The organism is Rhizobacter sp. P2_D12, assembly GCF_056404395.1.
The window spans coordinates 34638-59453 of record NZ_JBFUEB010000012.1; the positions used below are offsets into that span (position 1 = coordinate 34638).

Consider the following 24816-nt stretch of genomic DNA (forward strand, 5'->3'; position numbering starts at 1 on the left):
GGATTGGCATCCGGGCTACGGCTTGATCGCGGTGGCCTGCGACCACACGACCTGCCAACGACCATCGATGCGCTCGTACGAATCGATGTGCCAGCACTGGAATGGCATGCCGGCTTCGAACTCCAGCGTCGCCTGGTAGCGGATCACGGCGCTGTCCTGGCCCAGCCGCACGTCGATGGGGCCAGGCTCCCAGCGCAGGTAGCGCAGGACGCCCTCCTCGACCTTGCCGAGATACTGCTCGCGCGTGAACACACGGCCGGCCGGCGTGACGAGCTGGAAGTCCGGTGCGTGAAGCTGCCAAGCGAGTGGCATGTCGCGCTCGACCAACGCCCGCAGGCGCGAACGCTCCAGGTCGCGGATGTCGTCAGCGGACACACGATCGGTCATGAGCGGCTCGCTGTCGTTGGATAGGCGTGGAACCCGTCGAAATCCGCCTTGCCGATCACGACGCCGCGGCTGCGCAGGATGGCGTACACCATCGACAGGTGGAAGAAGAAATTCGGGAACGCGTACTGCAACAGGAACTCGGGCGCCGGCAAGGACACCAGGGCCTCGCCAGCCTGGCTCTGCAGCACCCGGGCCTGCGCACCTTCGAACAGTTCGGGCGCCAGCGCATTCAGCAGCTCGCACACGCGGTCGATCCGGGCGCGCAAGCCATCGAAGCCGGCTCCCACCCGTTCGTCCGGCGGAATCGCCTGCCCCGCCAGCGGAAAGCACGCGCGCAACGCGAAGTTCGCGGTGATGACGACCTGCGTCGCGAAGGGATTCATGTCGTCCGCCAGCCGCGCCCCCAGCAGTTGCGATGCCGGCCAGCCCCGCGACGACGCATGCGCCTCGGCAGCATCGAGCAGCGCACGCAGGCGCCCCAGGTAGCGAAGGAACACGGGAACACAGGCGTCTCGCGTTGCCACGCTCATGACGCGACACCTTCGGTACCCGCCTGCAGGCTGCGTTTCATCATCGGCGAGACGCTAACACGCCATTGCGCCCAGGCCTCTTGCATCCCACCGCCCACCCCGGCATGCTCGCGCCATGACCCCCGCCTCCCACCGCGCCCAGCTCGTGGGCATGCTCGCCGAAGCGGCCGAGATCGAGCATTGCCTGATGTGCACCTACCTGTATGCCGCTTTCTCGCTGAAGCAGCAGGCCGACGAAGGACTGGAACCCGACGAACTGGCCGCCGTGCAGCGCTGGCGCCGCGAGATCATCGCGATCGCCACCGACGAGATGCTGCACCTGTCGCTCGCCAACAACCTGGCCATCGCCATCGGCGCACGCCCGCACTACCGGCGCTTCAACTTCCCGATCGCGCCCGGCCTGTTCCCGGCCGACATCGCGGTCGAGCTCGCACCCTTCGACGAAGCCACGCTCGACCACTTCGTCTACCTCGAACGGCCGATCGACGTGGCCGAGCGCGATGGCGCGCACTACGAAAAGACCAGCTACCGCCGCCATGCCGTCGCCGGCCGGCTGTCGATGCTGCCCGACGACTACACCACCGTCGGCGAGCTGTACGAATCGATCCGCGAGAGCTGCGGGCGCCTCGTGGAACACGGTGGCGAGGCCACCCTGTTCATCGGCCCGCGCGCTGCCCAGCTGTCGCTGCAGGACTTCCGGCTGCCCGGCCTGATCACCATCGGCACGCTGGCCGAGGCGCAGCAGGCCATCGACTTCATCGTGCACCAGGGCGAAGGCTCCCGCTCCGAGAAAGCCGGCTCGCACTACGCGCGCTTCTGCGCCATCCGCAGCGAGTGGCAGGGCCTGAAGGCGCGCCGCCCGGGCTTCGAGCCGGCCCGCCCCGCCGCACGCCACCCGGTGATGCGCGACCCGGTGGTCGCCGGCCTGCGCATCCACGTCACCGCCGAGCCGGCCGCGAGCCTGCTGGACGCCGCCAACGTCTGCTACGAGCTGATGCTGCGCCTGCTGACCGCCATGTCCGACGTGCCGCCGCGCTCCGAAGAGGCCACCGCGCGACGCCGCGAGATGGCCGACCAGACGCTCGCGATGATGCACATGATGGGCGACATCGGCAGCGCACTGGCCACGCTGCCGGCCAGCGACAAGCACCCCGGCGTCCACGCCGGCATGACCTTCACCGCATCGCGCACCGTGCTGGCCTACCTGTCGGCCGAGACCGCGACGCTGGTGCTCGCCGAGCGCTGCGGCTGCGTCGCCGACCGCCTGGCCGCGCTCGCCGCCCAACCCGGCGCACTGCCCTCGCTGGCACGCCACGCGCACTCGCTGCGACGCTTCTCCGACCACTGGTCGGCCGAGCACGCCAAGCGCTGGCCGGCCCTCGGGCACAAGCCGTCGACGCTGGCCCCATTTGCCGGACCACCCGAGCCACCCGCGCCAATGGCCGCACCCGTGGCGCTGGTGGCCAGCCGGCCGAAGCCGCCCGACGAGGCTCGCGGCCGCGACGTGCTGCTGCGCTTCGACACCCAGCGCTGCATCCACGCGCGCCACTGCGTGCTCGGCGAGCCCGCGGTGTTCCTCGCCAACACGCCCGGCGACTGGCTGTACCCCGACCAGGCGACGCCGGAACGCATCGCGATCGTCGCGCACAGCTGCCCGTCGGGCGCGGTCACCTACGAGCGCCTGGACGGTGGCCCGGCCGAGGCACCGCCGCGCGTCAACGTCGCCCGGCTGCGCGAGAACGGGCCGATCGCCTTCCACGCCGAACTGGCGCTGTCGGCCACCGCGCCGAACGGCGGCTCCTCGTTCCGCGCCACGCTGTGCCGCTGCGGCCAGTCGGCCAACAAGCCCTACTGCGACGGCTCGCACAACGCCGCCGGCTTCAAGGCGACCGGCGAGCCGCCGACGCGCGAGTCGCAGCCGCTGGCCGTGCGCCATGGCACGTTGCGCGTCGATCCGCTGCGCAACGGCCCGCTCGAGGTCAGCGGCAACCTCGAGCTGTGCGCCGGCACCGGCCGCACCGTCGACCGGCTCACCAGCGCGCGCCTGTGCCGCTGCGGCCAGTCGCAAAACAAGCCGTTCTGCGACAACTCGCATGCGGTGGTCGGCTTCGTCGCCGACGGCGTGTAGGGCACGCCGGATGAGCTTCCAGAACAACTACCTCGCGTTCGAACCGAAGAGCCTGGCCGACGTGCTGCGCTGGCGCTGGGCCGCCCACCGCAGCGGCGTGCCGCAGCCGCCGCGCGATCCGATCCCGTGCGTCGCACCCGATCTCGCCGCGCTGCAGGCCAACGCACGCGCCGGCGCCGCGATGCAGCCCGGCGTCACCTGGATCGGCCACGCGACGGTGCTGGCGCAGCTGGGCGGGCTCAACGTTCTCACCGACCCGATCTTCTCCGAGCGCGCATCGCCGCTGTCCTTCGTCGGCCCGAAGCGGCACCTGCCGCCCGGCGTCGCGCTGGCCGACCTGCCGCACATCGACCTGGTGCTGGCCTCGCACAACCACTACGACCACCTCGACAGCGCCTCGGTCGACGCGCTGCAGCGGCAGCCGGGCGGCCCGCCGCTCTTCATCGTGCCGCTCGGCGTCAAGGCCTGGCTGGCCGGGCGCGGCATCGCCCACGCGATCGAGCTGAACTGGTGGGAGTCGCACACGCTGCAGGCGCCGGCCGGCCCGGTCGACGTGACGCTGGTGCCGGCCCAGCACTGGTCGGGCCGCGGCCTGAGCGACCGCATGAAGACCCTGTGGGGCGGCTTCGCGGTGTTCGCCCCCGACTGCCACCTGTTCTACGCCGGCGACACCGCGTACTCGCGCGACTTCGCCGACATCCAGGCGCGTTTCGCCGAGCGCCAGTCGGCGGCGAACGGCGGCGGCTTCGACATCGCGCTGCTGCCGATCGGCGCCTACGAGCCGCGCTGGTTCATGGCGCCGCAGCACGTCAACGTCGAAGAGGCGATCCGCATCCACCGCGACCTGCGCGCCAAGCGCTCGCTGGGCGTGCACTGGGGCACCTTCCAGCTGTCCGACGAGGCGCTCGACGAACCGCCGCGCGCACTCGTCGAGCAGCGCCGCCTGCAGGGCCTGCCGGAACCGGAATTCTTCGTGCTCGCGATCGGCGAGACGCGACAATTCCCCCCTCGCCGCCGCGCCGCACCGGCCGGCGGCTGACCCCGGAGACCCGCCATGTGGATGACCCTGCTCCTCGTTGTCCTGGTGTTGGTCGGCGCGGTGCTGCTGTTCGCGAGCACGCGCCCCGACATCTTCCGCGTCGAACGTTCGCTGCCGATCAAGGCCCCGCCGGAGCGCATCTTTGCGCTGCTCGACGACTTCCACCACTGGCCCGAGTGGTCGCCGTGGGAGGCGCTCGACCCGGACATGACGCGCACGCACAGCGGCAAGGCACGCGGCACCGGCGCCGTCTACGAATGGCAGGGCAACTCGAAGGTCGGCCACGGCCGCATGGAGATCACGCACAGCAGCGCGCCGTCGAAGCTCGGGTTCAAGCTCGACTTCCTGAGGCCCTTCGAAGCCCACAACACGGCCGAATTCACGCTGCAGCCGCAGGGCGACGCAACGCTGGTGCATTGGGCGATGTCCGGGCCGGCGCCGTTCATCTCGAAGCTTGTGGGGCTGGTCATCAGCATGGACCGGCTGGTCGGCAAGGATTTCGAGGTCGGCCTCGCGAACCTGAAGGCCGTGACCGAGAGCGGCTGACGCAACCAATGAAGCAATCGGCCGGGCCGGCGACACGAGGCTGATACGCCGGCTGCGCATGCTGGCGGCTCCCATCCGCTGGAGTCGTCATGAAAGCGCACCACCCCCTTCCCGGTCGCCTGATCGCCCGCACGCAGGGCGACGGCCCGGTCGTCCTGTGCCTGCATTCGTCGACCGGCACGCATGCGCAATGGAACGGCCTGGCCGATGCGCTGAGCGCGCGCTGGCAGGTGGTGGCGCCCGACCTGCACGGCCATGGCCGCAGCCCGGCCTGGCCGTCGGCGTCGCTGAACACGCTGCACGTCGATGCCAACGCGGTGAACCAGCTGGTGCAGCCGGCCTGGGGGCTGGTGCGGCGCGGCATCCACCTGGTCGGCCATTCGTATGGCGCGGCGGTGGCGATGCAGATCGCGCTGCGCAACCCGCAGTGGGTGCGTTCGCTGACGCTGTACGAGCCGGTCGCGGTCGGCATCATCCGCCGCATGGCGCCGCAGGACCCGTCGCTCGACGAGGTGCGCGCGATCGCCTCGCAGGTCGCCGCGCTGCTGCGGCAGGGCGACGTACTGGCCGCCGCGCGCGCCTTCACCGGCTACTGGGGCGGCAGTGCGGCCTGGGACGGCCTGAGCGAAGCGCGCCAGGCGGCGATCGCGTCGCGCATGCCGGTGGTACCGCATCACTTCGAGGCCTTGTTCTGCGCCACCTGGGGGCCGCAGGTGCTGGCGCGCCTGTCGATGCCGACGCTGCTGATCCAGGGCCAGCGCACGCGCGCGCCGGCGCAGCGCATCGCCGACCTGCTGGCCCAGGCGCTGCCGCAGATGCAGCGCTGCGAGCTGCCCGGGGCCGGGCACCTGGGACCGATGACGCATGGGACGACGGTGGTGCGCTGGATGGCGACGCACCTCGACCCGGTGGCCGCGTCGAGGCTCGACCTGCAGCCTGAAGCGGCCTGAGCCGGGCCGCTCCCCGGGGCCTTATGACAGGCTCGTCGGACGGCGGGTTGTCGTGACACACTCGCCGGCCATGGACACCTCGTTGAGCACGGCCGATGGCCTGAAGCTGCACCTCTCGCACCACCCGGCCGGCACGGCGGCGCACGGCGTCGTCGTGCTGGTGCACGGCCTGGGCGAGCACCTGGGCCGCTACGCCCACGTGATCGCGCACCTGAACCACTGGGGCTGGCACGTGCTGGCCTACGACCAGCGCGGCCATGGCCTCAGCGAAGGCCCGCACGGCGCGCTGCACACCCCGCACGACCTGCTGGACGACCTGGCGCGCGTCGTGGACGCCGCCCGCACCGCCCACCGCGGCCCGCTGGTGCTGCTCGGGCACAGCCTGGGCGGGCTGGTGGCCGCGCGCTTCGCCGGCGATGCAAGCGCACCGTGGTCGCGCCCGGTCGACGGCCTGGCGATGTCGTCGCCGGCGCTCGACCCCGGCATGAACGCCGCGCAGAAGCTGCTGCTGGCCGTGCTGGGCCCGCTCGCGCCGGGGCTGGCGGTGCACAACGGGCTGAAGCCGGCCTGGATCTCGCGCGACACGGCGGTGGTCGCCGCCTACGTCGCCGATCCGCTGGTGCACGACCGCGTCACGCCACGCATGGTGCGCTTCATCGTCGACGCCGGCCAGTGGGTGCGCCGGCACGCGGCCACCTGGACCGTGCCGACGCTGCTGCTCTACGCCGGCAGCGACCGCTGCGTCGCGCCCGCCGGCAGCCGCGCCTTCGCGGCCGAGGCGCCGAAGAAGCTCGTGACGGCGCACGAGTTCGGGCCGCTGTTCCACGAGATCTTCAACGAGCCCGAACAGATCGGCGTGTTCGCCGGGCTGCAGGCCGGGCTGGGCCGCTTCGCTTCGCCGCCGCATTGATTGTCTACACTCCCTGTTCCTCACAAGGGACATCCCGCCCAGGAGAACAGGCATGAACGCTCGCGACCCCAACCTCCCGCTGCAACCCGACGAGGCCACCGCCCTCGCCGCCTTCGCCAGCCGCACCTGGGACGAAGAGATCGTCCCCGCGCTGACCGACTACATCGCGATCCCGGCCAAGAGCCCGATGTTCGACGCCGATTGGCAGGAGAACGGCTACATCGAGCGCGTGATCCGCGACGCCGCCACCTGGGTCGAGAGCAAGAAGGTCGCCGGCCTGAAGCTGGAGGTGATCCGCCTCGAGGGCCGCACGCCGGTGATCTTCTTCGAGGTGCCGGCCACGAAAGCGGGAAGCACCGACACCATCTGCCTGTACGGCCACCTCGACAAGCAGCCCGAGTTCAACGGCTGGCGCAACGACCTCGGGCCGTGGACGCCGAAGTACGAGAACGGCCTGCTCTACGGCCGCGGCGGCGCCGACGACGGCTATGCGGTCTACGCATCGCTGACCGCCATCATGGCGCTCGACAAGCAGGGCATCCCGCGCCCGCGCTGCGTCGGCATCATCGAGAGCTGCGAGGAAAGCGGCTCGTTCGATCTGCCGGCCTACCTGGACGTGCTGCGCCCGCGCATGGGCAACGTGAGCCTGGTGGTGTGCCTGGACAGCGGCGCCGGCAACTACGACCAGCTGTGGCTGACGACCAGCCTGCGCGGCATGGTCAGCGGCGTGCTGAAGGTCGAGATCCTGACCGAAGGCGTGCACTCCGGCGATTCGAGCGGGCTGGTGCCGTCGAGCTTCCGCATCCTGCGCCAGGTGCTGGACCGGCTGGAAGACAGCAAGACCGGCCGGCTGCTGCCGGAGAGCTTCCACTGCGAGATCCCCGGCGACCGGCTGGCGCAGGCCAAGGCCACCGCGCAAATCCTCGGCGACGAGGTCTGGAAACGCTTTCCGTGGGCCTGCGGCGCCGACGGCGGCCCGTCGCTGCCGACCACCACCGACCCGACCGAGGCCTTGATCAACCGCACCTGGAAGCCCACGCTCAGCGTCACCGGCGCCGACGGCTTCCCCGAGCTGAAGAACGCCGGCAACGTGCTGCGCCCGTACACCGCGTTCAAGCTGAGCCTGCGCCTGCCGCCGCTGGTCGACGGAAACGAGGCGGCGGTGCGGCTGAAGACGCTGCTGGAGGACAACGCGCCCTACAACGCGAAGGTGACCTTCGGGGCCGATGGCCGCGCCGGCGCGCAGGGCGCCACCGGCTGGAACGCGCCCAGCCTGGCGCCGTGGCTGGAGGAGGCCCTGAACAGCGCGTCGCAGGCGCACTACGGCGCGCCCTGCGGCTACGTCGGCCAGGGCGGGACCATCCCGCTGATGAGCCTGCTGCAGCAGGGCTTCCCGAAGGCCCAGATGATGGTCTGCGGCGTGCTGGGGCCGAAGAGCAACGCGCACGGGCCGAACGAGTTCCTGCACGTTCCGTACGGCAAGAAGCTGACGGCGGCGGTGGCGCAGGTGATGGCGGCTTGTCCCTGAGACTGGCGGTGCCAGCGAACACGGCGGTCTCCAGCAAACCGTTCGGGCTGAGCCTGTCGAAGCCCTGGTGGCAGCGAACCGGGGCCTGCGGCTCGCGGGTGGTCGACGGGCTGTTCCTGGCCTGCATCCTGTTCGCCGGCACCGCCCTTGCCCAACCCCAAGGCATCGCCGCCCCCGCCCTGGATGCCCGCATCGCCGCGCTGGCGCCGCGCGTCATCGCCTGGCGCCGCGACATCCACCAGCACCCCGAACTGTCCGGCCAGGAAGTGCGCACCGCCCGGCTGGTGGCCGAGCACCTGCGCCGCCTGGGCCTGGAGGTGCAGGCCGGCGTCGGCGGCCTCGGCGTGGTCGGCCTGCTGCGCGGCGGGCTGCCCGGCGACAAGGTGGTGGCGCTGCGCGCCGACATGGACGCCTTGCCGCTGGCCGAGGCGACGAACCTGCCGTTCGCGTCGCAAGCCACAGGCCGCTTCCAGGGCCGCGACAGCGCGGTGATGCATGCCTGCGGCCACGATGGGCACACCGCCATCCTGATGGGTGTCGCCGAGCTGCTGGCCGGCCTGCGCGCGCAGATCCCGGGTACGGTCAAGTTCATCTTCCAGCCGGCCGAGGAAGGGCTGGCCGACCTGCCGGCGACCGCGGCCGACAGCTGGGGGGCGCGCGCGATGATCGAGGAAGGCGTGCTGCGCAAGCCGGCGGTGGACGCGGTGTTCGGGCTGCACATCTCGCCCAATCTCGCCTCCGGCATGCTGGGCTACCGCAGCGGGCCGATGCTGGCCGGCGCCGATTCGCTGCGCATCACGGTGCAGGGGCGCGGCACGCACGGCGGCGCGCCGTGGGCGGGGGTCGACCCGATCGTCGTGTCGGCGCAGATCATCACCGGCCTGCAGACCATCGTGAGCCGCCAGCTCAACATCAGCCACGAACCGGCCGTGCTGAGCATCTCGTCGATCCATGGCGGCAACCGCGAGAACGTGCTGCCCGACCTGGTCGAGATGCGCGGCACGCTGCGCAGCTTCGACGAGGACATGCGCGAGGACGCGAAGCGCCGCATCGTGACCACCGCCGGATCGATCGCCGCCGCGAGCGGGGCGCACGCGAGCGTCAGCTTCGGCCCCACCACCTATGCGGTCACCGACAACCCGGCGGCACTGACGGCGCGCATGCTGCCGTCGCTGCAGCGCGCGAGCGGCAACCGCGTGGTCGAGCTGCCGAAGATCAGCGCGTCGGAGGATTTCTCGGAATACCAGAAGCAGGTGCCGGGGCTGTTCTTCATCCTCGGCGCGACGCCGCCCGGCAAGACGCCGCAGAACGCGCCGCCGAACCATGCGCCGGATTTCGATTTCGACGAGGCGGCCTTGCCCTTGGGCGTGAAGGCGCTCGCGACGCTGGCGCTCGACTACCTCGTCAGCCCGTAGCCAGCAGCGCTGCGCCCAGCGCCTCGGCCACCTCGATCCCGTCGACACCGGCCGACATGATTCCGCCGGCATAGCCCGCGCCTTCGCCCGCCGGGTACAAGCCCTTGACATTCAGGCTCTGGAAATCCTTGCCGCGCGTGATGCGCAGCGGCGACGAGGTGCGCGTCTCGACGCCGGTCAGCACCGCATCCGGCATCGAGAAGCCCTTGATCTGCCGCTCGAAGGCCGGCAGCGCCTCGCGCAGCGCCTGGATCGCGTAGTCGGGCAGGCTCGGGTGCAGGTCGCCCAGCAGCACGCCCGGCTTGTACGACGGCAGCACGCTGCCGAATTCGGTGGAGCGCTGGCCCTTGACGAAGTCGCCGACCAGCTGCCCCGGCGCCTCGTAGCTGCTGCCGCCCAGCTCGTAGGCGCGCGACTCGAGCCGGCGCTGGAACGCGATGCCGTCGAGCGGATCGACCGGCCCGGCCGCGTTCGGGTCGGCCGCATAGTCCTTCGGCGCAATGCCGACCACGATGCCGGCGTTCGCGTTGCGCTCGTTGCGCGAGTACTGGCTCATGCCGTTGGTGACCACGCGCCCCACCTCGGAGGTGGCCGCGACCACCGTGCCGCCCGGGCACATGCAGAAGCTGTACACCGAGCGGCCGTTGGCCGCGTGGTGCACCAGCTTGTAGTCGGCCGCGCCGAGGATCGGGTTGCCGGCATTCGGCCCGAAGCGCGCACGGTCGATGAGGGACTGCGGGTGCTCGATGCGGAACCCCACCGAGAACGGCTTGGCCTCCATGTACACGCCGCGCCGGTGCAGCATCTCGAAGGTGTCGCGCGCGCTGTGGCCGAGCGCGAGCACCACGTGGTCGGCGCGCAGCTGTTCGCCGGACGCAAGGGTCACGCCGCGGACCTGCCCGCCCTCGATCAGCACGTCGGTGACGCGCTGCTCGAAGCGGATCTCGCCGCCGAGCGAGTCGATCTCGGCCCGCATCTTCTCGATCATGCTGACCAGCCGGAAGGTGCCGATGTGCGGCTTGCTGACGAACAGGATCTCCTCCGGCGCGCCGGCCTTGACGAACTCGGTCAGCACCTTGCGCGTCAGGTGGCGCGGGTCGCTGATCTGGCTCCACAGCTTGCCGTCGGAGAAGGTGCCGGCTCCGCCCTCGCCGAACTGCACGTTCGACTCCGGGTTCAGCACCTTCTGGCGCCACAGGCCCCAGGTGTCCTTGGTGCGCTGGCGCACCTCCTTGCCGCGCTCCAGCACGATCGGGCGCAGCCCCATCTGCGCCAGGATCAGCGCGGCGAACAGGCCGCAGGGCCCGAAGCCGACCACCAGCGGGCGCAGGCGCTGCGCCGCGTGGAAATCGGCCGGCGCGTGGCCGATGAACTTGTACGCGGTGTCGGGCGACGGCTTGACGTGCGGGTCGGCCGCGAAGCGCTGCAGCACCGCGGCCTCGCCGGCCGCATCGGCGAGTTCGCAGTCGAGGGTGTAGATCAGCACGATGGCCGATTTCTTGCGCGCGTCGTAGCTGCGCTTGAAGACGGTGAAGCCCTTCAGCGCGCCCTCGGCCAGCCCGAGGCGCTGCAGCACGGCCGGGCGCAGGGCGTCGGCGGCATGGTCCAGCGGCAGGCGCAGTTCGGTGATTCGCAACATGGGCGCTATTGTCCCGCGGGCTCGGGCTGCTGGGCCGAGCGCAGCTCGTCCACGGGCGCGTCGTCGATCACGGCCTCGTCGGCCTCGCCCGGGTCCGCGGGAAGCGGCTGGTCGTGCGGCAGGAACCCGCCCGACTGGTGCTTCCACAGCATCGCGTAGTGGCCGTCCAGCCGCAGCAGCTCGTCGTGCGTGCCCTGCTCGACGATGCGGCCCTCGTCGAGCACGATCAGGCGGTCCATGCGCGCGATGGTCGACAGCCGGTGCGCGATCGCGATCACCGTCTTGCCTTCCATCAGGTTCAGCAACTGGTCCTGGATCGCGAGCTCGACCTCGCTGTCGAGGGCCGACGTGGCCTCGTCCAGCACCAGGATGGGTGCGTCCTTCAGCACCACGCGCGCGATCGCGATGCGCTGGCGCTGGCCGCCGCTGAGCTTGACGCCGCGCTCGCCCACGTGCGCGTCGTAGCCGGTGCGGCCGGTCCAGTCCTGCAGCTCGAGGATGAAGCCGTGTGCCTGCGCCTTGCGCGCCGCCGCCTCGACCTGCTGCGCCGTCGCGCCCGGCCGGCCATAGGCGATGTTGGACGCGATCGAGCGGTGCAGCAGCGAGGTGTCCTGCGTCACGAGGCCGATCGCCGCGCGCAGGCTTTCCTGCGTCACCTGCCCGATGTCCTGCCCGTCGATGCGGATGCTGCCCTGCTCGACCTCGTGGAAGCGCAGCAGCAGGTTCACGAGCGTCGACTTGCCGGCGCCCGAGCGGCCGACCACGCCGACGCGCTCGCCCGGCTTCACCGCCAGGTTCAGGTCGTCGAGCACGCGCTTGCCGTCGCTGCGGCCGTAGGTGAACGTGAGGTGCTCGAAGCGGATCTCGCCCCGCGGCACCACCAGCTCGCGCGCACCGGGCTGGTCGACCAGCGTGTGCGGCACGGCGATGGTCTCCATGCCTTCCTGCACGACGCCGACGTTCTCGAAGATGCCGGTCACCTCCCAGCTGACCCAGCCGGCGACGCTGGCGATCTGCCAGGCCAGCGGCAAGGCCGTGGCCACCAGGCCGGCGGCGATCTGCCCATGGGCCCACAGCAGCACGCCGATGGTGGCAGTGCTGACCAGGAACAGCGCGTTCATGATCGACAGCGTGGCCATGAACTGCGTCGTCAGCCTCATGTGGGCGGCGATCGCGAGCGTGTGCTCGTCGAGCGTCTCGCGCACGTAGGCATCCTCGTCGCGCGCGCGGGCGAACAGCTTGACGGTCAGGATGTTGGTGTAGCTGTCGACCACCCGGCCCATCACCGCCGAGCGCAGCTCGGAACTGGCGCGCGCCAGGTCGCGCATGCGCGGCACGAAGTGGCGCAGGAAGACGACGTAGCCCGCGAACCAGAACACGGTCGGCAGCGCGAGGCGCCAGTCGGCGCTGGCCATCAGCGCGAGCGCGGTGAGGCCGTAGATGACGATGTACCAGATGGCGCGGATCGAGCTGACGACGCTCTCGCGCAGCGCATTGCTGGTCTGCATCACGCGGTTGGCGATGCGGCCGGCGAAATCGTTCTGGAAGAACGGCCAGCTCTGGCGCACCACGTGCCAGTGGCTCTGCCAGCGGATCAGGCTGGTGACGCCGGGGATCACGGCGACGTTGCGCACCGTGGCGTCGAGGATCATCGCGAGCGGCCGGCCGAACAGCACCAGCGCGGCCATGCCCAGCAGCACCGGCGCCGCGGCGCTGAACGCGGCGGCGCGATCGGCCGCCTGCATCAGCGTGACCAGCTTGCCGATGAACACCGGCACCAGCGTGTCGATCAGCGCCACGCACAGGCCGGTGGCGAACATCGCGGCGTACAGCGGCTTCGTCTGGCGGATGAAGTGCCAGTAGAACGCCAGCAGGCCGGCGGGCGGCTCGCCGTGCGGCACGGCGGTCGGGCGGATGCGTTGCAGGAAGAAGGCTGACAGCATGGCGGCGCCAAACGCAAGGCGGCGCAGGCTTGTGGCGTGCGCCGCGTGGGAGGTGGGGGGATGCCGCATTGTCGCCGCAATGGCCCACGAAAAAGCCGCCCGGAGGCGGCTTCTCGTATCCCACAACCGATGCGCGTTCAGCGCATGCCGGCGATCAGTAGCCGGTCGACACGGCGCCGTAGCTGGCGTCGGTCTTGTGCGACTTGGCGGCTTCGATCGCTTCCGCACGCACTTCGGCGCGGGTGCGGGTGCTGGCGGTCGTCACCGGCGCGGTGTAGCCGTAGCTTTCCGAGTTCGGGACCAGCGTGCCGTCGGCACGGGCGCGGGCCAGTTCGGCACGCACGTCAGCGCGGCTCTTGCCGTTGTCGGCCACAGCGGCCTTGGCTTGGGGCAGCGTGACCGCCGCGTTGTTGTAGCCGTAGCTTTCCGAATTCGGCAGCAGCTCGCCGGAAGCCCGGGCACGGGCCAGTTCGGCACGCACTTGTTCGCGGGTGAGGCCGCCATTGTCGGCAGCGAAAGCGGTGACGGAAGCGCCGGCCAGGGCCAGGGCAACGGTGGCGACAGCGGCAAGGTTCTTGGTGCTCATGATGAATTCCTTCAGTTCAAAACAGGTTGTTGACGTTTCCAGGCAGGGCGGCTTCGGGGTTCGTGTTTCAGCCGTCTTGTCCAGCCTCGGTGAGTCACTGTTGCGTTGGGCTCATCGATGGGGTGAACTGTAGACATTGCGCTTGAATCAATAAACGGCACGTGCTTCAATGCCGCATTGTCAAAACAGAAACAATGAGGGCGAAAGAATGGATCGTCTGCATTCCATGCGGGTGTTTTCCCGGGTGATCGAGGAGGGCAGCTTCGCGTCGGCGGCGCGGCGGCTCAACCTCTCGCCGGCGGTGGTCACGCGGCTGGTGGCCGACCTCGAAGAGCACCTGGGCGCCCGCTTGATCAACCGCACGACGCGGCGCCTCGCGCTCACCGACACCGGCGAGCTGTACCTCGAGCGCGTGCAGCAGATCCTGACCGAGGTCGAAGAGGCCGAGGCGCTGGCCAGCGCGGCGACGTCGGAACCGCGCGGCCACCTGCGCGTGCTGGCGCCGCCGGCCTTCGCGGTGCACCAGATCGCCAAGCACCTGCCGAAATTCCGCACGCTGTTCCCGAAGGTGACGATCGAGCTGTCGTGCCCGGGGCCGGTGGAGGCGGTGGACGAGAACTTCGACATCAGCATCCTGTCGGTCGGCGAGCGACCGCTGGATGGCGATTTCGTCGCGCGGCGCCTGGCGCGCTCCGAAGTCATCACCTGCGCCTCGCCCGAGTACCTGAACCGCCGCGGGCGCCCGGTGCACCCGTCGGAGCTGGCGGGTCACGAGGCGATGGTGCCGACCTTCCTGCGCGAGCTGACCTTCCACGAAGGCGTGTGGGGCGACGACGAGCCGGCCGGCGAGTCGTACACGCTGACACCGGGCCGCCCGGCGCTGGGCACGACGCACATCGACACGATGTACGCGGCGGCGCTGGCCGGCATGGGCATCGCGGGGCTGCCGTCGTTCGTGGTCGAGGACGCGCTGATGGAGCATGCGCTCGAGCGCGTGTTGCCGCGCTGGCACCTGCTGACGACGACGATCTACGCGGCCATGCCGACGCGCAAGCACGTGCCGGCGCGCACGCGGGCGTTCATCGACTTCCTGCTGGAAACCTTCGGAGGTGGGGATACCGATCCGTGGCTCGCGGCGGCGGGGTGCCAGACGCGCTGAGGGTCAGCGGAAGACGTCCTGGCGCGTCTCGCCGACCAGCCGCTCCAGCAGGCGCGCCAGCGCGCCCAGCCCGTTGTAGCGGCTCGCGGTGCGGTGCGCATAGCGCCACACCAGCGGCAGGTTCTTCAGGTAGCCGTCCTTGCCGTCGCGGTGGTACAGCCGCGCGAAGATGCCGAGGATCTTCAGGTGGCGCTGCAGGCCCATCCATTCGAGGTCGCGCCAGAACTCGCCGAAGTCGTCGTGCACCGGCAGGCCGGCCTTGCGCGCGCGCTCCCAGTAGCGCACCGCGTGGTCGATCTGCACGTCCTCTTCCAGCTCGATGTAGGCGTCGCGCAGCAGGCTGGCCATGTCGTAGGTGATCGGGCCCCACACGGCGTCCTGGAAGTCGAGGATGCCGGGGTTGGTCGCGGCGCCCGCGGCCGGGCACACCATCAGGTTGCGCGAGTGGTAGTCGCGGTGCACCAGCACCATCGGCTGCGCCAGGTTGTTGCGCACGATGCGCTCGAAGCAATCGGCCAGCTGCACCTGCTCGTCGGCCGTCAGCACCTGGCCGGCGTGCTGCACGTACCAGTCGGGGAACAGCTGCATCTCGCGCAGCAGCAGCGCGCGGTCATAGGCCGGCACGCGCGAGGCCGCCTCGATGCCCTGCAGCCGCACCAGCGCATGGGTGGCATCCTGGTACAGCGCCTGCGCCGTGTCCTGGTTCAGCTGCGACAGGTAGGTGTGGTCGCCCAGGTCGGACAGCAGCATGAAGCCGTCCTGCACCTCCCAGTCGAGCACCTCGGGCGCGTTCAGCCCGGCGGCGCGCAGCAGCGCGGCGACCTTGACGAAGGGCTGGCAGTCTTCCTTGTCGGGCGGCGCGTCCATCACGATGCGCGTGCCGGCCTCGGTGTCGACCCGCAGGTAGCGGCGGAAGCTCGCATCGTTGCTGGCCGGGCGGGCCCCGCTCGCGTGGATGCCGCGACGCACCAATTGCTGCAGCCAGCGGTCGAAGGCGACGCGACGAGCTTCGTCGGGCCAGGAAACCGCAGGGGCTGGCGAGTCGGGTGGCAAGGACATGGGGTGGCGGATGGTACAGCTCGTGGATAATCGATTCTACAAATCGCCCTGGGCGCGCCGCCTGTCACCCGTGCCGGGTGCCGTGGCGCCGAGACACTTCCTCCGCCTGCCCTCGCTCTCTTTTGTTGCTGCCGCCGTTCCGACTTCGCCTTTCAGTTCACGCGATCCGCCTCGGCCTGCTGGCCTCGGTCGCGGGCTGGGCGTCGACCGGGTGGAGCCAGATGCCGGCCGCGCCTGCTCCTGCGGCTTCTGCGGCGTCCTCGGCCGCATCCGCCCCGGGCCGCACCGCGTCGGCACCGGCCGCCGCCGAGCCCGTCGTCCTCGAGGCCGACGAGGTGCGCGCCCGCCCCGACCAGGACATGGTCGCCGAGGGCAACGCCCAGTTCAGCCGCGGCACGATGCGCATCAGCGCCGACCGCATGAGCTACGAGCAGGCGAACGACCTGGCCCATGCCACCGGCAAGGTGCGGGTGACCCGCGACGGCAATACCTATACCGGGCCGGAACTGCAGCTGAAGGTCGAGCGCTTCGAGGGCTACTTCCTGCGGCCGACCTATTTCTTCTCGCGCACGCAGGCCGGCGGCAGCGCCGAGCGCATCGACTTCATCGGCGAGCAGCTGACGGTGGCGACCGGTGCCACCTACACCAGCTGCCTGGTCGACGGCAGCGACGGCAGCACGCCCGACTGGATCCTGTCGGCCGACCGCGTCAAGCTCGACTTCGCGAACAACGAAGGCATCGCGCAAGGCGCGGTGCTGCGCTTCTACGGCGTGCCCATCCTCGGCGCGCCGGTGCTGAGCTTTCCGCTCAGCGACGAGCGCAAGTCCGGCTGGCTGCCGCCGAGCATCGACCTCGACAACAAGAGCGGCCTGCAGGTGTCGGTGCCGTACTACTGGAACATCGCGCCGAACCGCGACGCGACGCTGACGCCGGCCATCATCTCGAAGCGCGGCGCCGGCCTGGACACCGAGTTCCGCTACCTCGAACCCGGCCACGAGGGCCGGCTCGACCTGAACCTGCTGCCGAACGACCGACTGGCCGGCATCACGCGCAGCGCGCTGAACATCGAGCAGGAAGGCCTGGTGTTCGGCAACACGCGCTACCGCACGAACCTGATGCGCGTCAGCGACGACGACTACTGGAAAGACCTGCCACGCGGCATCAACAGCCTGACGCCACGCCTGCTGCTGGGCGATGCCCAGGTGGCGAGCGACTTCGCCGACTGGACCACCTACGCGCGCGTCGAGCGCTGGCAGGTGCTGCAGGACCCGGCGAGCCCGCTGCCGGCACCGTACGACCGGCTGCCGCAGCTCGGCGTGCGCACCTGGCAGCAGCTGCGCGGCGGGCTTGAACTCGGCGTCGAGGCCGAGGTCAACCGCTTCGTGAACCCCGATGGCCACCTGCCGGAACTGAACCCGGACGGCACGCCGGCGACGCCGCGGCCGCTGGGCTCGCGCCTGCACGCACAGGGCTCGCTGGCCTGGCCTTTCGGCACGCCCGGCTGGACGCTGACGCCCAAGGTGCTGCTGAATGCCGCGAGCTACCGGCTCGACCAGCCGCTGCCCGACGGCCGCACCCAGTACAGCCACGTGATCCCGACCTTCAGCCTGGACAGCGCCTGGGTGCTGGAGCGCGACACCACGCTGTTCGGCAAGTCGGTGCGCCAGACGATGGAGCCGCGCCTCTTCTACGTCAACACGCCGTACCGCGAGCAGAACGGCCTGCCGAACTTCGATTCGGCCGAGAAGGACTTCAACTTCGACTCGATCTACACCGAGAACGGCTTCTCGGGTGCCGACCGCGTGTCGGATGCGCACCAGCTGACGGCCGGCGTCACGACGCGGGTGATCGACGCGGGCGACGGCTCCGAAACGCTGCGCCTGGGCGTGGCCCAGCGCTTCCTGTTCCAGGACCAGCGCATCACGCCGGACGAGCAGCCGATCACGCAGAGCGTGTCCGACCTGCTGCTGACCGGCTCGTCGAGCATGCTGAAGCACTGGAAGCTCGACGCCGCGCTGCAGTACAGCCCCGAGACGCACCAGACGGTGCGCTCGATCGTCGGCGTGCGCTACTCGCCGGGGCCCTATCGCACGATCAACACCAACTACCGCCTCAAGCGCGGCGAGAGCGAGCAGTTCGAGGTGGGCTGGCAGTGGCCGCTGTACGGCCGCCCCGGGCAAAGCAGCGACCGCGGCGGGCGCTGCACCGGCGCGTGGTACACCGTCGGGCGCATCAACTACAGCATGAAGGACAGCCGGATCACCGACTCGGTGGTCGGCTTCGAATACGACGCCGGCTGCTGGATCGGCCGCGTCGTCGCCAAGCGGCTGTCGACCAGCCAGCAGGACGCGACCACGACGCTCGGCTTCGAGCTCGAGCTGGTCGGCCTGTCGCGCCTCGGGACAAACCCCCTGAAGGTCTTGAAGGACAATATCCCCGGCTACCGCCTGCTGCGCGACGATCCTGCCGCGACCGCTGCGAGCCCCACGACACCATGATTGCATTCCAACGCCTTGCTTCCCGCGCGCTGATGTCGCTGCTGTCCGCGACCCTTGCGTCGGCGGCCGTGCAGGCCCAGACGCCCACCCCGCCGGCCACCCAGCGCCCGCGCACCGCCGACTACATCGTCGCCATCGTCAACCAGGAACTCGTCACCGCCGGCGAGGTGCAGCAGCGCATCGACCGCCTGCGCGAGGACGCGGCGCGCAGCAACGCCAAGCTGCCGCCCGAGGACGACCTGCGCCGCCAGGTGGTGGACGCGCTGATCGACGAGCGCGTGCAGATCACCAACGCGCGCGACGTCGGCCAGAAGATCGACGACGTCGAGCTGGAACGTGCCGTCGCCAACGTCGCGGCGCAGAACCAGCTGACGCCGGCGCAGCTGCGCGAGCGGCTGAAGAAGGAAGGCATCGACTACACGCGCTTTCGCAACAACGTGCGCGACCAGCTGATGGTCGAGCGCCTGCGCGAACGCGAGGTGCAGGGCCGCATCAAGATCACCGACGCCGAGATCGACGCGGTGCTCGACAAGCAGCGCGCCGCGGCCGGCAGCGCCACCGAGTACAACATCGCGCAGATCCTGGTCACCGTGCCCGAGAACGCGAGCGAGGCCCTGGTCGCCGAGCGCCGCACCCGTGCCGAGGCGGCCCTGAACCGGGTGCGCAGCAGCGCCCCGTTCGACGTGGTGGCGCGCGAGATCTCCGAGGACGGCAACAAGGCCAAGGGCGGCGAGATCGGCATGCGCCCGGCCGACCGCCTGCCCGACGTGTTCGTCGAGGCGGTGCGCGGGCTGAAGCCGGGCGAGGTGGCCCCCACGCTGCTGCGCAGCGGTGCCGGCTTCCACGTGATGAAGCTGATCGACAAGCGCGAAGGCGGCGCCTTCTCGGTGACGCAGACGCGTGCGCGCCACATCCTGCTGCGCGTGTCGCCGCAGCTGTCGCAGGACGCCGCGGTGCGGCGGCTGCAGGAGATGAAGCGCCAGATCCAGAGCGGCTCGCGCAACTTCGACCAGCTGGCGCGCGACAACTCCGAGGACGGCAGCGCGGCGCAGGGTGGTGACCTGGGCTGGGCCTCGCCGGGCAGCTTCGTGCCCGAGTTCGAGGAGGCCATGAACGCGCTGCCGCTGAACGGGCTGTCCGAGCCGGTGGTGTCGCGCTTCGGCGTGCACCTGATCCAGGTGGTCGATCGCCGCCGCATGTCGCTCGACGCGAAGCAGCAGCGCGAGCAGGCCCGCAACATCCTGCGCGAACAGAAGTTCGACGAGGCCTACAGCGAGTGGTCGCGCGACCTGCGGGCCCGGGCCTACATCGAGATGCGCGAGGCGCCGCAGTAAGCGCGGTCCCGTGAAGCACATCCCGCGCAAGCGCTTCGGGCAGCATTTCCTGTCCGATGACGCGGTCATCGGCGCCATCGTCGATGCCATCGACCCGCGACCCGGCGAGACGCTGGTCGAGATCGGGCCCGGCCTGGGCGCGATGACCGACCCGCTGGTCGAACGCAGCGGGCACCTGACCGTCGTCGAACTCGACCGCGACCTGGCGGCCCGGCTGCGCAAACGCAGCGAGCTGACGGTCGTCGAATCGGACGTGCTGAAGGTCGACTTCCTCGCGCTGGCCGCGCAGGCCGGCCGCAAGCTGCGTGTCGTCGGCAACCTGCCCTACAACATCTCGACGCCGATCCTGTTCCACCTGCTCGACGCGGTCGAGCAGGTGCAGGACCAGCACTTCATGTTGCAGAAGGAAGTGGTCGAGCGCATGGCCGCCGCGCCCGGCAGCAAGGACTACGGCCGCCTGACGGTGATGCTGCAGTGGCGCTACGACATCGAATCGGTGCTCGACGTGCCGCCCGAGGCCTTCGACCCGCCGCCGCGCGTCGACTCGGCCGTGGTGCGCATGCAGCCGCTGCCGGATGCCGCCGGCGTGCCGCAGTCATTGCTGGGCGAGCTGGTGACGGTGGCGTTCTCGCAGCGCCGCAAGCTGCTGCGCCACACGCTGGGCCGCTGGCTCGACGAGCGCGGCTTCGGCGGCAGCTTCGACGTGCAGCGCCGCGCCGAGGAAGTACCGGTGGCGGACTACCTGGCGCTGGTGCAGGCGGTTCAGAAGCGGTAGCGCAACGACAGCGTCGCCATGTTGGCGCCGCGTGTCTCGTCGAACCAGTACTGCACCTTCGATTCGAAGGATTCGTACTCGAACAGGACGGACGTGTGCGGCTGCAGGTACCACTCGACGCCGATCCCCACGGTCGGCTCGGTGCCCTCTTCGTCCCGGTCGCCGTTGTTGATGCCGAGGAACGTGTCGTTGCGGGCCGTGCGCCGGTAGTAGGCCCCCAGACGCCCGAGCAGTGCGACGCGGTCGCCGAGGTGGATGGCGCCGACCAGCGCGATGGCCGGGCCGGTTTTCCAGTCGGAGCCGAGCGACACGGCGCCGGCCTCGAGCCGCAGCGAGCGCCGGAACTGGTAGCCGAGCATCAGCTTGCCGCCGTGCCCCGTCAGGGTCTCGTGCCCGTCGGGCCCGGACTGCTCTTTCAGCACGTGGTATCGGCTGACGCCGGGGCCGCCGGACACGTACCAGCCGGATTGCGGATCGGCCGCCGAAAGCGGCTGGACCGCCAAGGGACTGTCCTGTGCCGCCGCCGCAGCGGCCATCCCGAGGGCCGTTGCCGCCGCAAGACACGCGCGTGCGCCCAGACCGAATGCCATGGTTCCTCCCTGTCGTTGTGTGGCGCGCATTGTGCCGACTGTGACGCAAAAGAAAAGGCCCGCCGAAGCGGGCCTTGACAGGGGTTCGTCGATCAGGCGGCGTTCAGCCACATCGAGGTGTCGAACGCACTGCTCATCATCGGCATGTTCATTCCGAAGTTCGCGTTGGCTGCACTCTTCGCCGCCGGCTTGGCGGGCTTGCTGTCAGCTGCAATCTGGGCCGTTTCCGTCGCCCGCTCCCATGACCCTTGTTCCTGGGAGCGGGCTACTGAAAAGAATAGAAGCACCTGAATGGGATTTTTCGCTCCGCCCAGAAATCGGCCGCATCGCGGAAGACATCGAGCAATTGCTCGCGGGCCTCGCGGTCGAAGCGCGGGTTGTCGGGCAGTTGCTCCAGCACGACGACGAAGCCGGGCTGGGCGCCGGATTTGTGAACCAGATCGGTCATGCAGTCGTACAGCGCATCCAGGTTCTTGCCGAAGTGCGACGGGAACAGGAAGGACTCGGCAATGCTGTCCAGCACGTCCTGCTTGGACTGGGCGTTGGTCAGGTTGGCATAGAGGAAATGCTGGCCGACCGACTGCGCGGCCTCCTGCAGATCCTCGACACGGTAGGCGCGTATCGACTGGACGATGTTTGGACGGACGGTCTGCAAGAGCATGGTCTCGTTCCTCCTTGGTTCAAAAGAATCCATCAACTGGCGCTCACTGCACGATGCGGCGGAAGCTCGCGTAGTGGTCGTCGGTGTAGTAGCACGTCTGTGGCGTCGTGATCTGGTAGCCGCCGCACACGATGCGCTTTGCAGCGCGGTTTCTTGCTCCCGGGGTTGTCACGGTGTATTCGCGGTAATAGCCCCGGCGCTGTGCCGGGAGCTGGCGTTCGCGGTTGCCGAACACGCTGCCATCCTTGGGATACGGAAACGGTCCCCCCGAGCGGATCAGCCGATCGGTGGCCTGGGCTTCCGGCGGCAAGGCCGTCAGCGCCACCGTGGCCATCTCCGGAGCCGGCGGTTTCGCGGCCGCCGGAACACCGGTGACCACCAGGCCTGCCAGCACTGCAGATGCCACGGCGGGCACCAGCACACGGCTCACGAACTGGCTTCCAGAACCGGCCAGCAAACCGGAGAGAGACACGGGTTATCCCTGAATTCGGAAACCGAGATGGTACCGAATCGGTCCGCAAAGCTCAAGCCGTTGCCTCAATTTGGGGCAAGGGACAGATGAACTTAGTGTTTACTCACACTCGCAGAGCGAGTTGAAAAACAAAGGGCCTCCGCGACTGACCTGGCGACAGACCGGCGGATCGGCTTGGTGACAGGGCTGTCACATGTCCGTGCGGGGCCCCCGGACATTTCCGGCGCACGCACCAAGATGTGCTTGGCGCGCGCGTCGGCCCGGCGCTGTCAGATCAGCGCGCGGCGTTCGCGTCGGCGACCGTCAGGGCGGTCATGTTGACGATGCGGCGCACCGTTGCCGACGGGGTCAGGATGTGCACCGGCTTGGCCGCGCCCAGCAGCACCGGGCCGATCGCGATGCCGCCGCCGGCCGCCGTCTTCAGCAGGTTGTAGCTGATGTTGGCGGCGTCGATGTTCGGCAGCACCAGCAGGTTGGCTTCGCCGGACAGCGTGCTCATCGGCATCAGTTCGGCGCGGTAGCCGGCGTCGAGCGCGGCGTCGCCGTGCATCTCGCCGTCGACCTCGAGCCACGGTGCCTGCTCATGCAGCAGCGCCAGCGCCTCGCGCATCTTGATCGCCGACGGCTGGTTGCTGGAGCCGAAGTTGCTGTGCGACAGCAGCGCCGCCTTCGGGCGCAGGCCGAAGCGCTTGAGCTCCTCGGCCGCCATCACGGTGATCTCGGCCAGCTGCTCCGCGGTCGGGTCGTAGTTGACGTGCGTGTCGACCAGCATCACCTGCCGGTTCGGCAGGATCAGCCCGTTCATGCACGCATAGGTCTTGCTGCCCTTGCGCAGCCCGATCACCTGGTCGATGTACTGCAGGTGCATCGCGGTGTTGCCCCAGGTGCCGCACAGCATGCCGTCGACCTCGCCCTTGTGCAGCAGCATCGCGCCGATCAGCGTCAGCCGGCGACGCATCTCGATCTTCGCCAGCTGCGCGGTGACGCCCTTGCGCGCCATCATGCGGTGGTAGGTCTGCCAGTAGTCGCGGTAGCGCTCGTCGTGCTCGGTGTTGACGAGGTCGTAGTCGGTGCCGGCCTTCAGGCGCAGGCCGAACTTCTCGATGCGCTGCGCGATGACCTCGGGCCGGCCGATCAGCGTCGGGCGCGCCAGGTTCTCGTCGACCACCACCTGCACCGCGCGCAGCACGCGTTCTTCCTCGCCCTCGGCGAAGGCGACGCGCTTGTGCTGCGCGCACTTGGCCAGCGTGAAGATCGGCTTCATCGTCGTGCCGGAGGCATAGACGAAGCTCTGCAGCTTCTCGCGGTAGGCGTCCATGTCCTTGATCGGGCGCGTGGCGACGCCGGAATCGACCGCCGCCTGCGCGACGGCCGGCGCGATCTTCATCATCAGCCGCGGGTCGAACGGCTTCGGGATCAGGTACTCGGGGCCGAAGCTCAGGTTGGCACCGGCATAGGCGGCCGCCACCACCTCGCTCTGCTCGGCCTGCGCCAGCTCGGCGATCGCGTGCACCGCGGCGATCTCCATCTCCATCGTGATGGTGGTCGCGCCGCTGTCGAGCGCGCCGCGGAAGATGTACGGGAAGCACAGGACGTTGTTGACCTGGTTCGGGTAGTCGGTGCGGCCGGTCGCGATGATCGCGTCGGAGCGCACTTCCTTCACGTCTTCCGGCAGGATCTCCGGCGTCGGGTTGGCCAGCGCGAGGATGATGGGCTTGTCGCGCATCGTCGCGACCATGTCCTTCTTCAGCACCCCGCCGGCCGACAGGCCGAGGAAGATGTCGGCGCCGTCCATCACCTGCGCCAGCGTGCGGTGCGTGGTCTTCTGCGCGAACTGGATCTTGTCCTCGTCCATCAGCTCGGTGCGGCCCTCGTAGACGACGCCGGCCAGGTCGGTGACCCAGATGTTCTCGCGCGGCAGGCCCAGCTTGACCAGCAGGCCCAGGCAGGCCAGCGCGGCCGCGCCGGCGCCCGAGGTGACGAGCTTGACCTTCGCGATGTCCTTGCCGACCACCTTCAGCGCATTCAGCACCGCGGCGCCGACGGTGATGGCCGTGCCGTGCTGGTCGTCGTGGAACACCGGGATCTTCATCCGGTCGCGCAGCGCGCGCTCGACGTAGAAGCAATCGGGGGCCTTGATGTCCTCGAGGTTGATGCCGCCGAAGGTGGGCTCGAGCGCGGCGATGATGTCAACCAGCTTGTCGAGGTTCTTCTCGTTCAGCTCGATGTCGAACACGTCGATGCCGGCGAACTTCTTGAACAGCACGCCCTTGCCTTCCATCACCGGCTTGGCGGCCAGCGGGCCGATGTCGCCCAGGCCCAGCACCGCGGTGCCGTTGGTGACGACCGCGACCAGGTTGCCGCGTGCGGTGTAGCGGAAGGCGTTGGCCGGGTCGGCGACGATCTCCTCGCAGGCCGCGGCGACGCCGGGTGAATAGGCGAGAGCCAGGTCGCGCTGGTTGATCAGCTGCTTGGTCGGCGCGATCGCGATCTTGCCGGGGACCGGGAACTCGTGGTACTCGAGAGCCGCTTGACGCAGTTCCGCGTGCTTGTTGTCTGATTGGGCCATGGCAGGGTCTCTTGACTCTCGAAGGGGAAATGATTGTAGGAGCGCCCGGCAGTGTTGCCCAAGCCTGCCTGTCCACTCATGCGCGAAACTGCGTATCT

The 24816-nt window shown here is 69.8% G+C and carries 21 protein-coding genes; 11 read left to right on the forward strand and 10 right to left on the reverse strand.

Going from position 1 to position 24816, the window contains the following annotated elements; genetic code table 11:
• Positions 1–15: 15 nt before the first annotated feature.
• Positions 16–387: a nuclear transport factor 2 family protein gene (locus tag AC1DYN_RS05950; protein WP_477958195.1), complete on the reverse strand. Its 372-nt coding sequence runs from the start codon at positions 385–387 to the stop codon at positions 16–18.
• On the reverse strand, positions 384–917 hold the full coding sequence (locus AC1DYN_RS05955; RefSeq protein ID WP_477958196.1) for a DUF1993 domain-containing protein: 534 nt from the start codon (positions 915–917) through the stop codon (positions 384–386). Before AC1DYN_RS05955 ends, AC1DYN_RS05950 begins: the two co-directional genes overlap by 4 nt.
• Positions 918–1032: 115 nt before the next feature.
• Here AC1DYN_RS05955 and AC1DYN_RS05960 point away from each other — a divergent pair, with 115 nt between their 5' ends.
• From AC1DYN_RS05960 to AC1DYN_RS05990, 7 genes are all read left to right on the forward strand, one after another.
• Positions 1033–3045 (forward strand): ferritin-like domain-containing protein, encoded by a 2013-nt coding sequence (locus AC1DYN_RS05960; protein ID WP_477958197.1) that lies wholly within the window; start codon positions 1033–1035, stop codon positions 3043–3045.
• Between the two features lie 10 nt (positions 3046–3055).
• On the forward strand, positions 3056–4084 hold the full coding sequence (locus AC1DYN_RS05965; RefSeq protein WP_477958198.1) for an MBL fold metallo-hydrolase: 1029 nt from the start codon (positions 3056–3058) through the stop codon (positions 4082–4084).
• A 15-nt stretch (positions 4085–4099) separates the two neighbouring features.
• Positions 4100–4630 (forward strand): SRPBCC family protein, encoded by a 531-nt coding sequence (locus AC1DYN_RS05970; protein WP_477958199.1) that lies wholly within the window; start codon positions 4100–4102, stop codon positions 4628–4630.
• Between the two features lie 89 nt (positions 4631–4719).
• Positions 4720–5580 carry an alpha/beta fold hydrolase gene (locus AC1DYN_RS05975; RefSeq protein ID WP_477958200.1) on the forward strand — a complete coding sequence of 287 codons (861 nt, stop codon included), beginning with the start codon at positions 4720–4722 and terminating at the stop codon, positions 5578–5580.
• A 70-nt stretch (positions 5581–5650) separates the two neighbouring features.
• Positions 5651–6490: an alpha/beta hydrolase gene (locus tag AC1DYN_RS05980; protein ID WP_477958201.1), complete on the forward strand. Its 840-nt coding sequence runs from the start codon at positions 5651–5653 to the stop codon at positions 6488–6490.
• Between the two features lie 52 nt (positions 6491–6542).
• Complete coding sequence (locus AC1DYN_RS05985; protein WP_477958202.1) at positions 6543–8018, forward strand: M20 family metallopeptidase; 1476 nt, start codon at positions 6543–6545, stop codon at positions 8016–8018.
• 98 nt (positions 8019–8116) lie between these two features.
• On the forward strand, positions 8117–9433 hold the full coding sequence (locus AC1DYN_RS05990; protein ID WP_477958236.1) for an amidohydrolase: 1317 nt from the start codon (positions 8117–8119) through the stop codon (positions 9431–9433).
• Here the strand turns inward: AC1DYN_RS05990 and AC1DYN_RS05995 are convergent.
• The 3 genes from AC1DYN_RS05995 to AC1DYN_RS06005 form a co-directional block, all read right to left on the reverse strand.
• The gene (locus AC1DYN_RS05995; protein ID WP_477958203.1) at positions 9423–11072 is read right to left on the reverse strand and encodes an NAD(P)/FAD-dependent oxidoreductase; all 1650 of its coding nucleotides are present in this window, start codon (positions 11070–11072) and stop codon (positions 9423–9425) included. The two genes, AC1DYN_RS05990 and AC1DYN_RS05995, sit on opposite strands and share 11 nt — an antisense overlap.
• Positions 11073–11077: 5 nt before the next feature.
• Positions 11078–13015, reverse strand: coding sequence for an ABC transporter ATP-binding protein (locus tag AC1DYN_RS06000; RefSeq protein WP_477958204.1), 1938 nt, complete (start codon positions 13013–13015; stop codon positions 11078–11080).
• A 154-nt stretch (positions 13016–13169) separates the two neighbouring features.
• Positions 13170–13601: a DUF4148 domain-containing protein gene (locus AC1DYN_RS06005; RefSeq protein WP_477958205.1), complete on the reverse strand. Its 432-nt coding sequence runs from the start codon at positions 13599–13601 to the stop codon at positions 13170–13172.
• A gap of 226 nt (positions 13602–13827) precedes the next feature.
• Here AC1DYN_RS06005 and AC1DYN_RS06010 point away from each other — a divergent pair, with 226 nt between their 5' ends.
• Positions 13828–14760 (forward strand): LysR family transcriptional regulator, encoded by a 933-nt coding sequence (locus tag AC1DYN_RS06010; RefSeq protein ID WP_477958206.1) that lies wholly within the window; start codon positions 13828–13830, stop codon positions 14758–14760.
• 3 nt (positions 14761–14763) lie between these two features.
• On the opposite strand, the gene AC1DYN_RS06015 is transcribed toward AC1DYN_RS06010, so the two are convergent.
• A complete protein-coding gene (locus tag AC1DYN_RS06015; RefSeq protein ID WP_477958207.1) occupies positions 14764–15819 on the reverse strand; it encodes an aminoglycoside phosphotransferase family protein in 1056 nt (351 codons plus the stop codon).
• Positions 15820–15944: 125 nt separating this feature from the next.
• Here AC1DYN_RS06015 and AC1DYN_RS06020 point away from each other — a divergent pair, with 125 nt between their 5' ends.
• From AC1DYN_RS06020 to rsmA, 3 genes are read left to right on the forward strand one after another with little or no spacing between them, the layout of a single operon-like run.
• Entirely contained in the window at positions 15945–18317 is a 2373-nt protein-coding gene (locus AC1DYN_RS06020; protein WP_477958208.1) for an LPS-assembly protein LptD, read from the forward strand.
• Positions 18314–19651, forward strand: coding sequence for a peptidylprolyl isomerase (locus tag AC1DYN_RS06025; RefSeq protein ID WP_477958209.1), 1338 nt, complete (start codon positions 18314–18316; stop codon positions 19649–19651). Before AC1DYN_RS06020 ends, AC1DYN_RS06025 begins: the two co-directional genes overlap by 4 nt.
• A gap of 10 nt (positions 19652–19661) precedes the next feature.
• Entirely contained in the window at positions 19662–20426 is a 765-nt protein-coding gene (gene rsmA, locus AC1DYN_RS06030) for a 16S rRNA (adenine(1518)-N(6)/adenine(1519)-N(6))-dimethyltransferase RsmA (RefSeq protein WP_477958210.1), read from the forward strand.
• Here the strand turns inward: rsmA and AC1DYN_RS06035 are convergent.
• The 4 genes from AC1DYN_RS06035 to AC1DYN_RS06050 all read right to left on the reverse strand — a co-directional run bounded on the left by AC1DYN_RS06035 (position 20414) and on the right by AC1DYN_RS06050 (position 24718).
• A complete protein-coding gene (locus tag AC1DYN_RS06035; protein WP_477958211.1) occupies positions 20414–21016 on the reverse strand; it encodes an outer membrane beta-barrel protein in 603 nt (200 codons plus the stop codon). The two genes, rsmA and AC1DYN_RS06035, sit on opposite strands and share 13 nt — an antisense overlap.
• Positions 21017–21281: 265 nt before the next feature.
• Positions 21282–21677 (reverse strand): barstar family protein, encoded by a 396-nt coding sequence (locus tag AC1DYN_RS06040; protein ID WP_047501403.1) that lies wholly within the window; start codon positions 21675–21677, stop codon positions 21282–21284.
• Between the two features lie 43 nt (positions 21678–21720).
• Positions 21721–22056, reverse strand: coding sequence for a guanyl-specific ribonuclease (locus AC1DYN_RS06045; protein WP_477958237.1), 336 nt, complete (start codon positions 22054–22056; stop codon positions 21721–21723).
• Between the two features lie 367 nt (positions 22057–22423).
• Positions 22424–24718: an NADP-dependent malic enzyme gene (locus tag AC1DYN_RS06050; protein ID WP_477958212.1), complete on the reverse strand. Its 2295-nt coding sequence runs from the start codon at positions 24716–24718 to the stop codon at positions 22424–22426.
• Positions 24719–24816 lie beyond the last annotated feature (98 nt).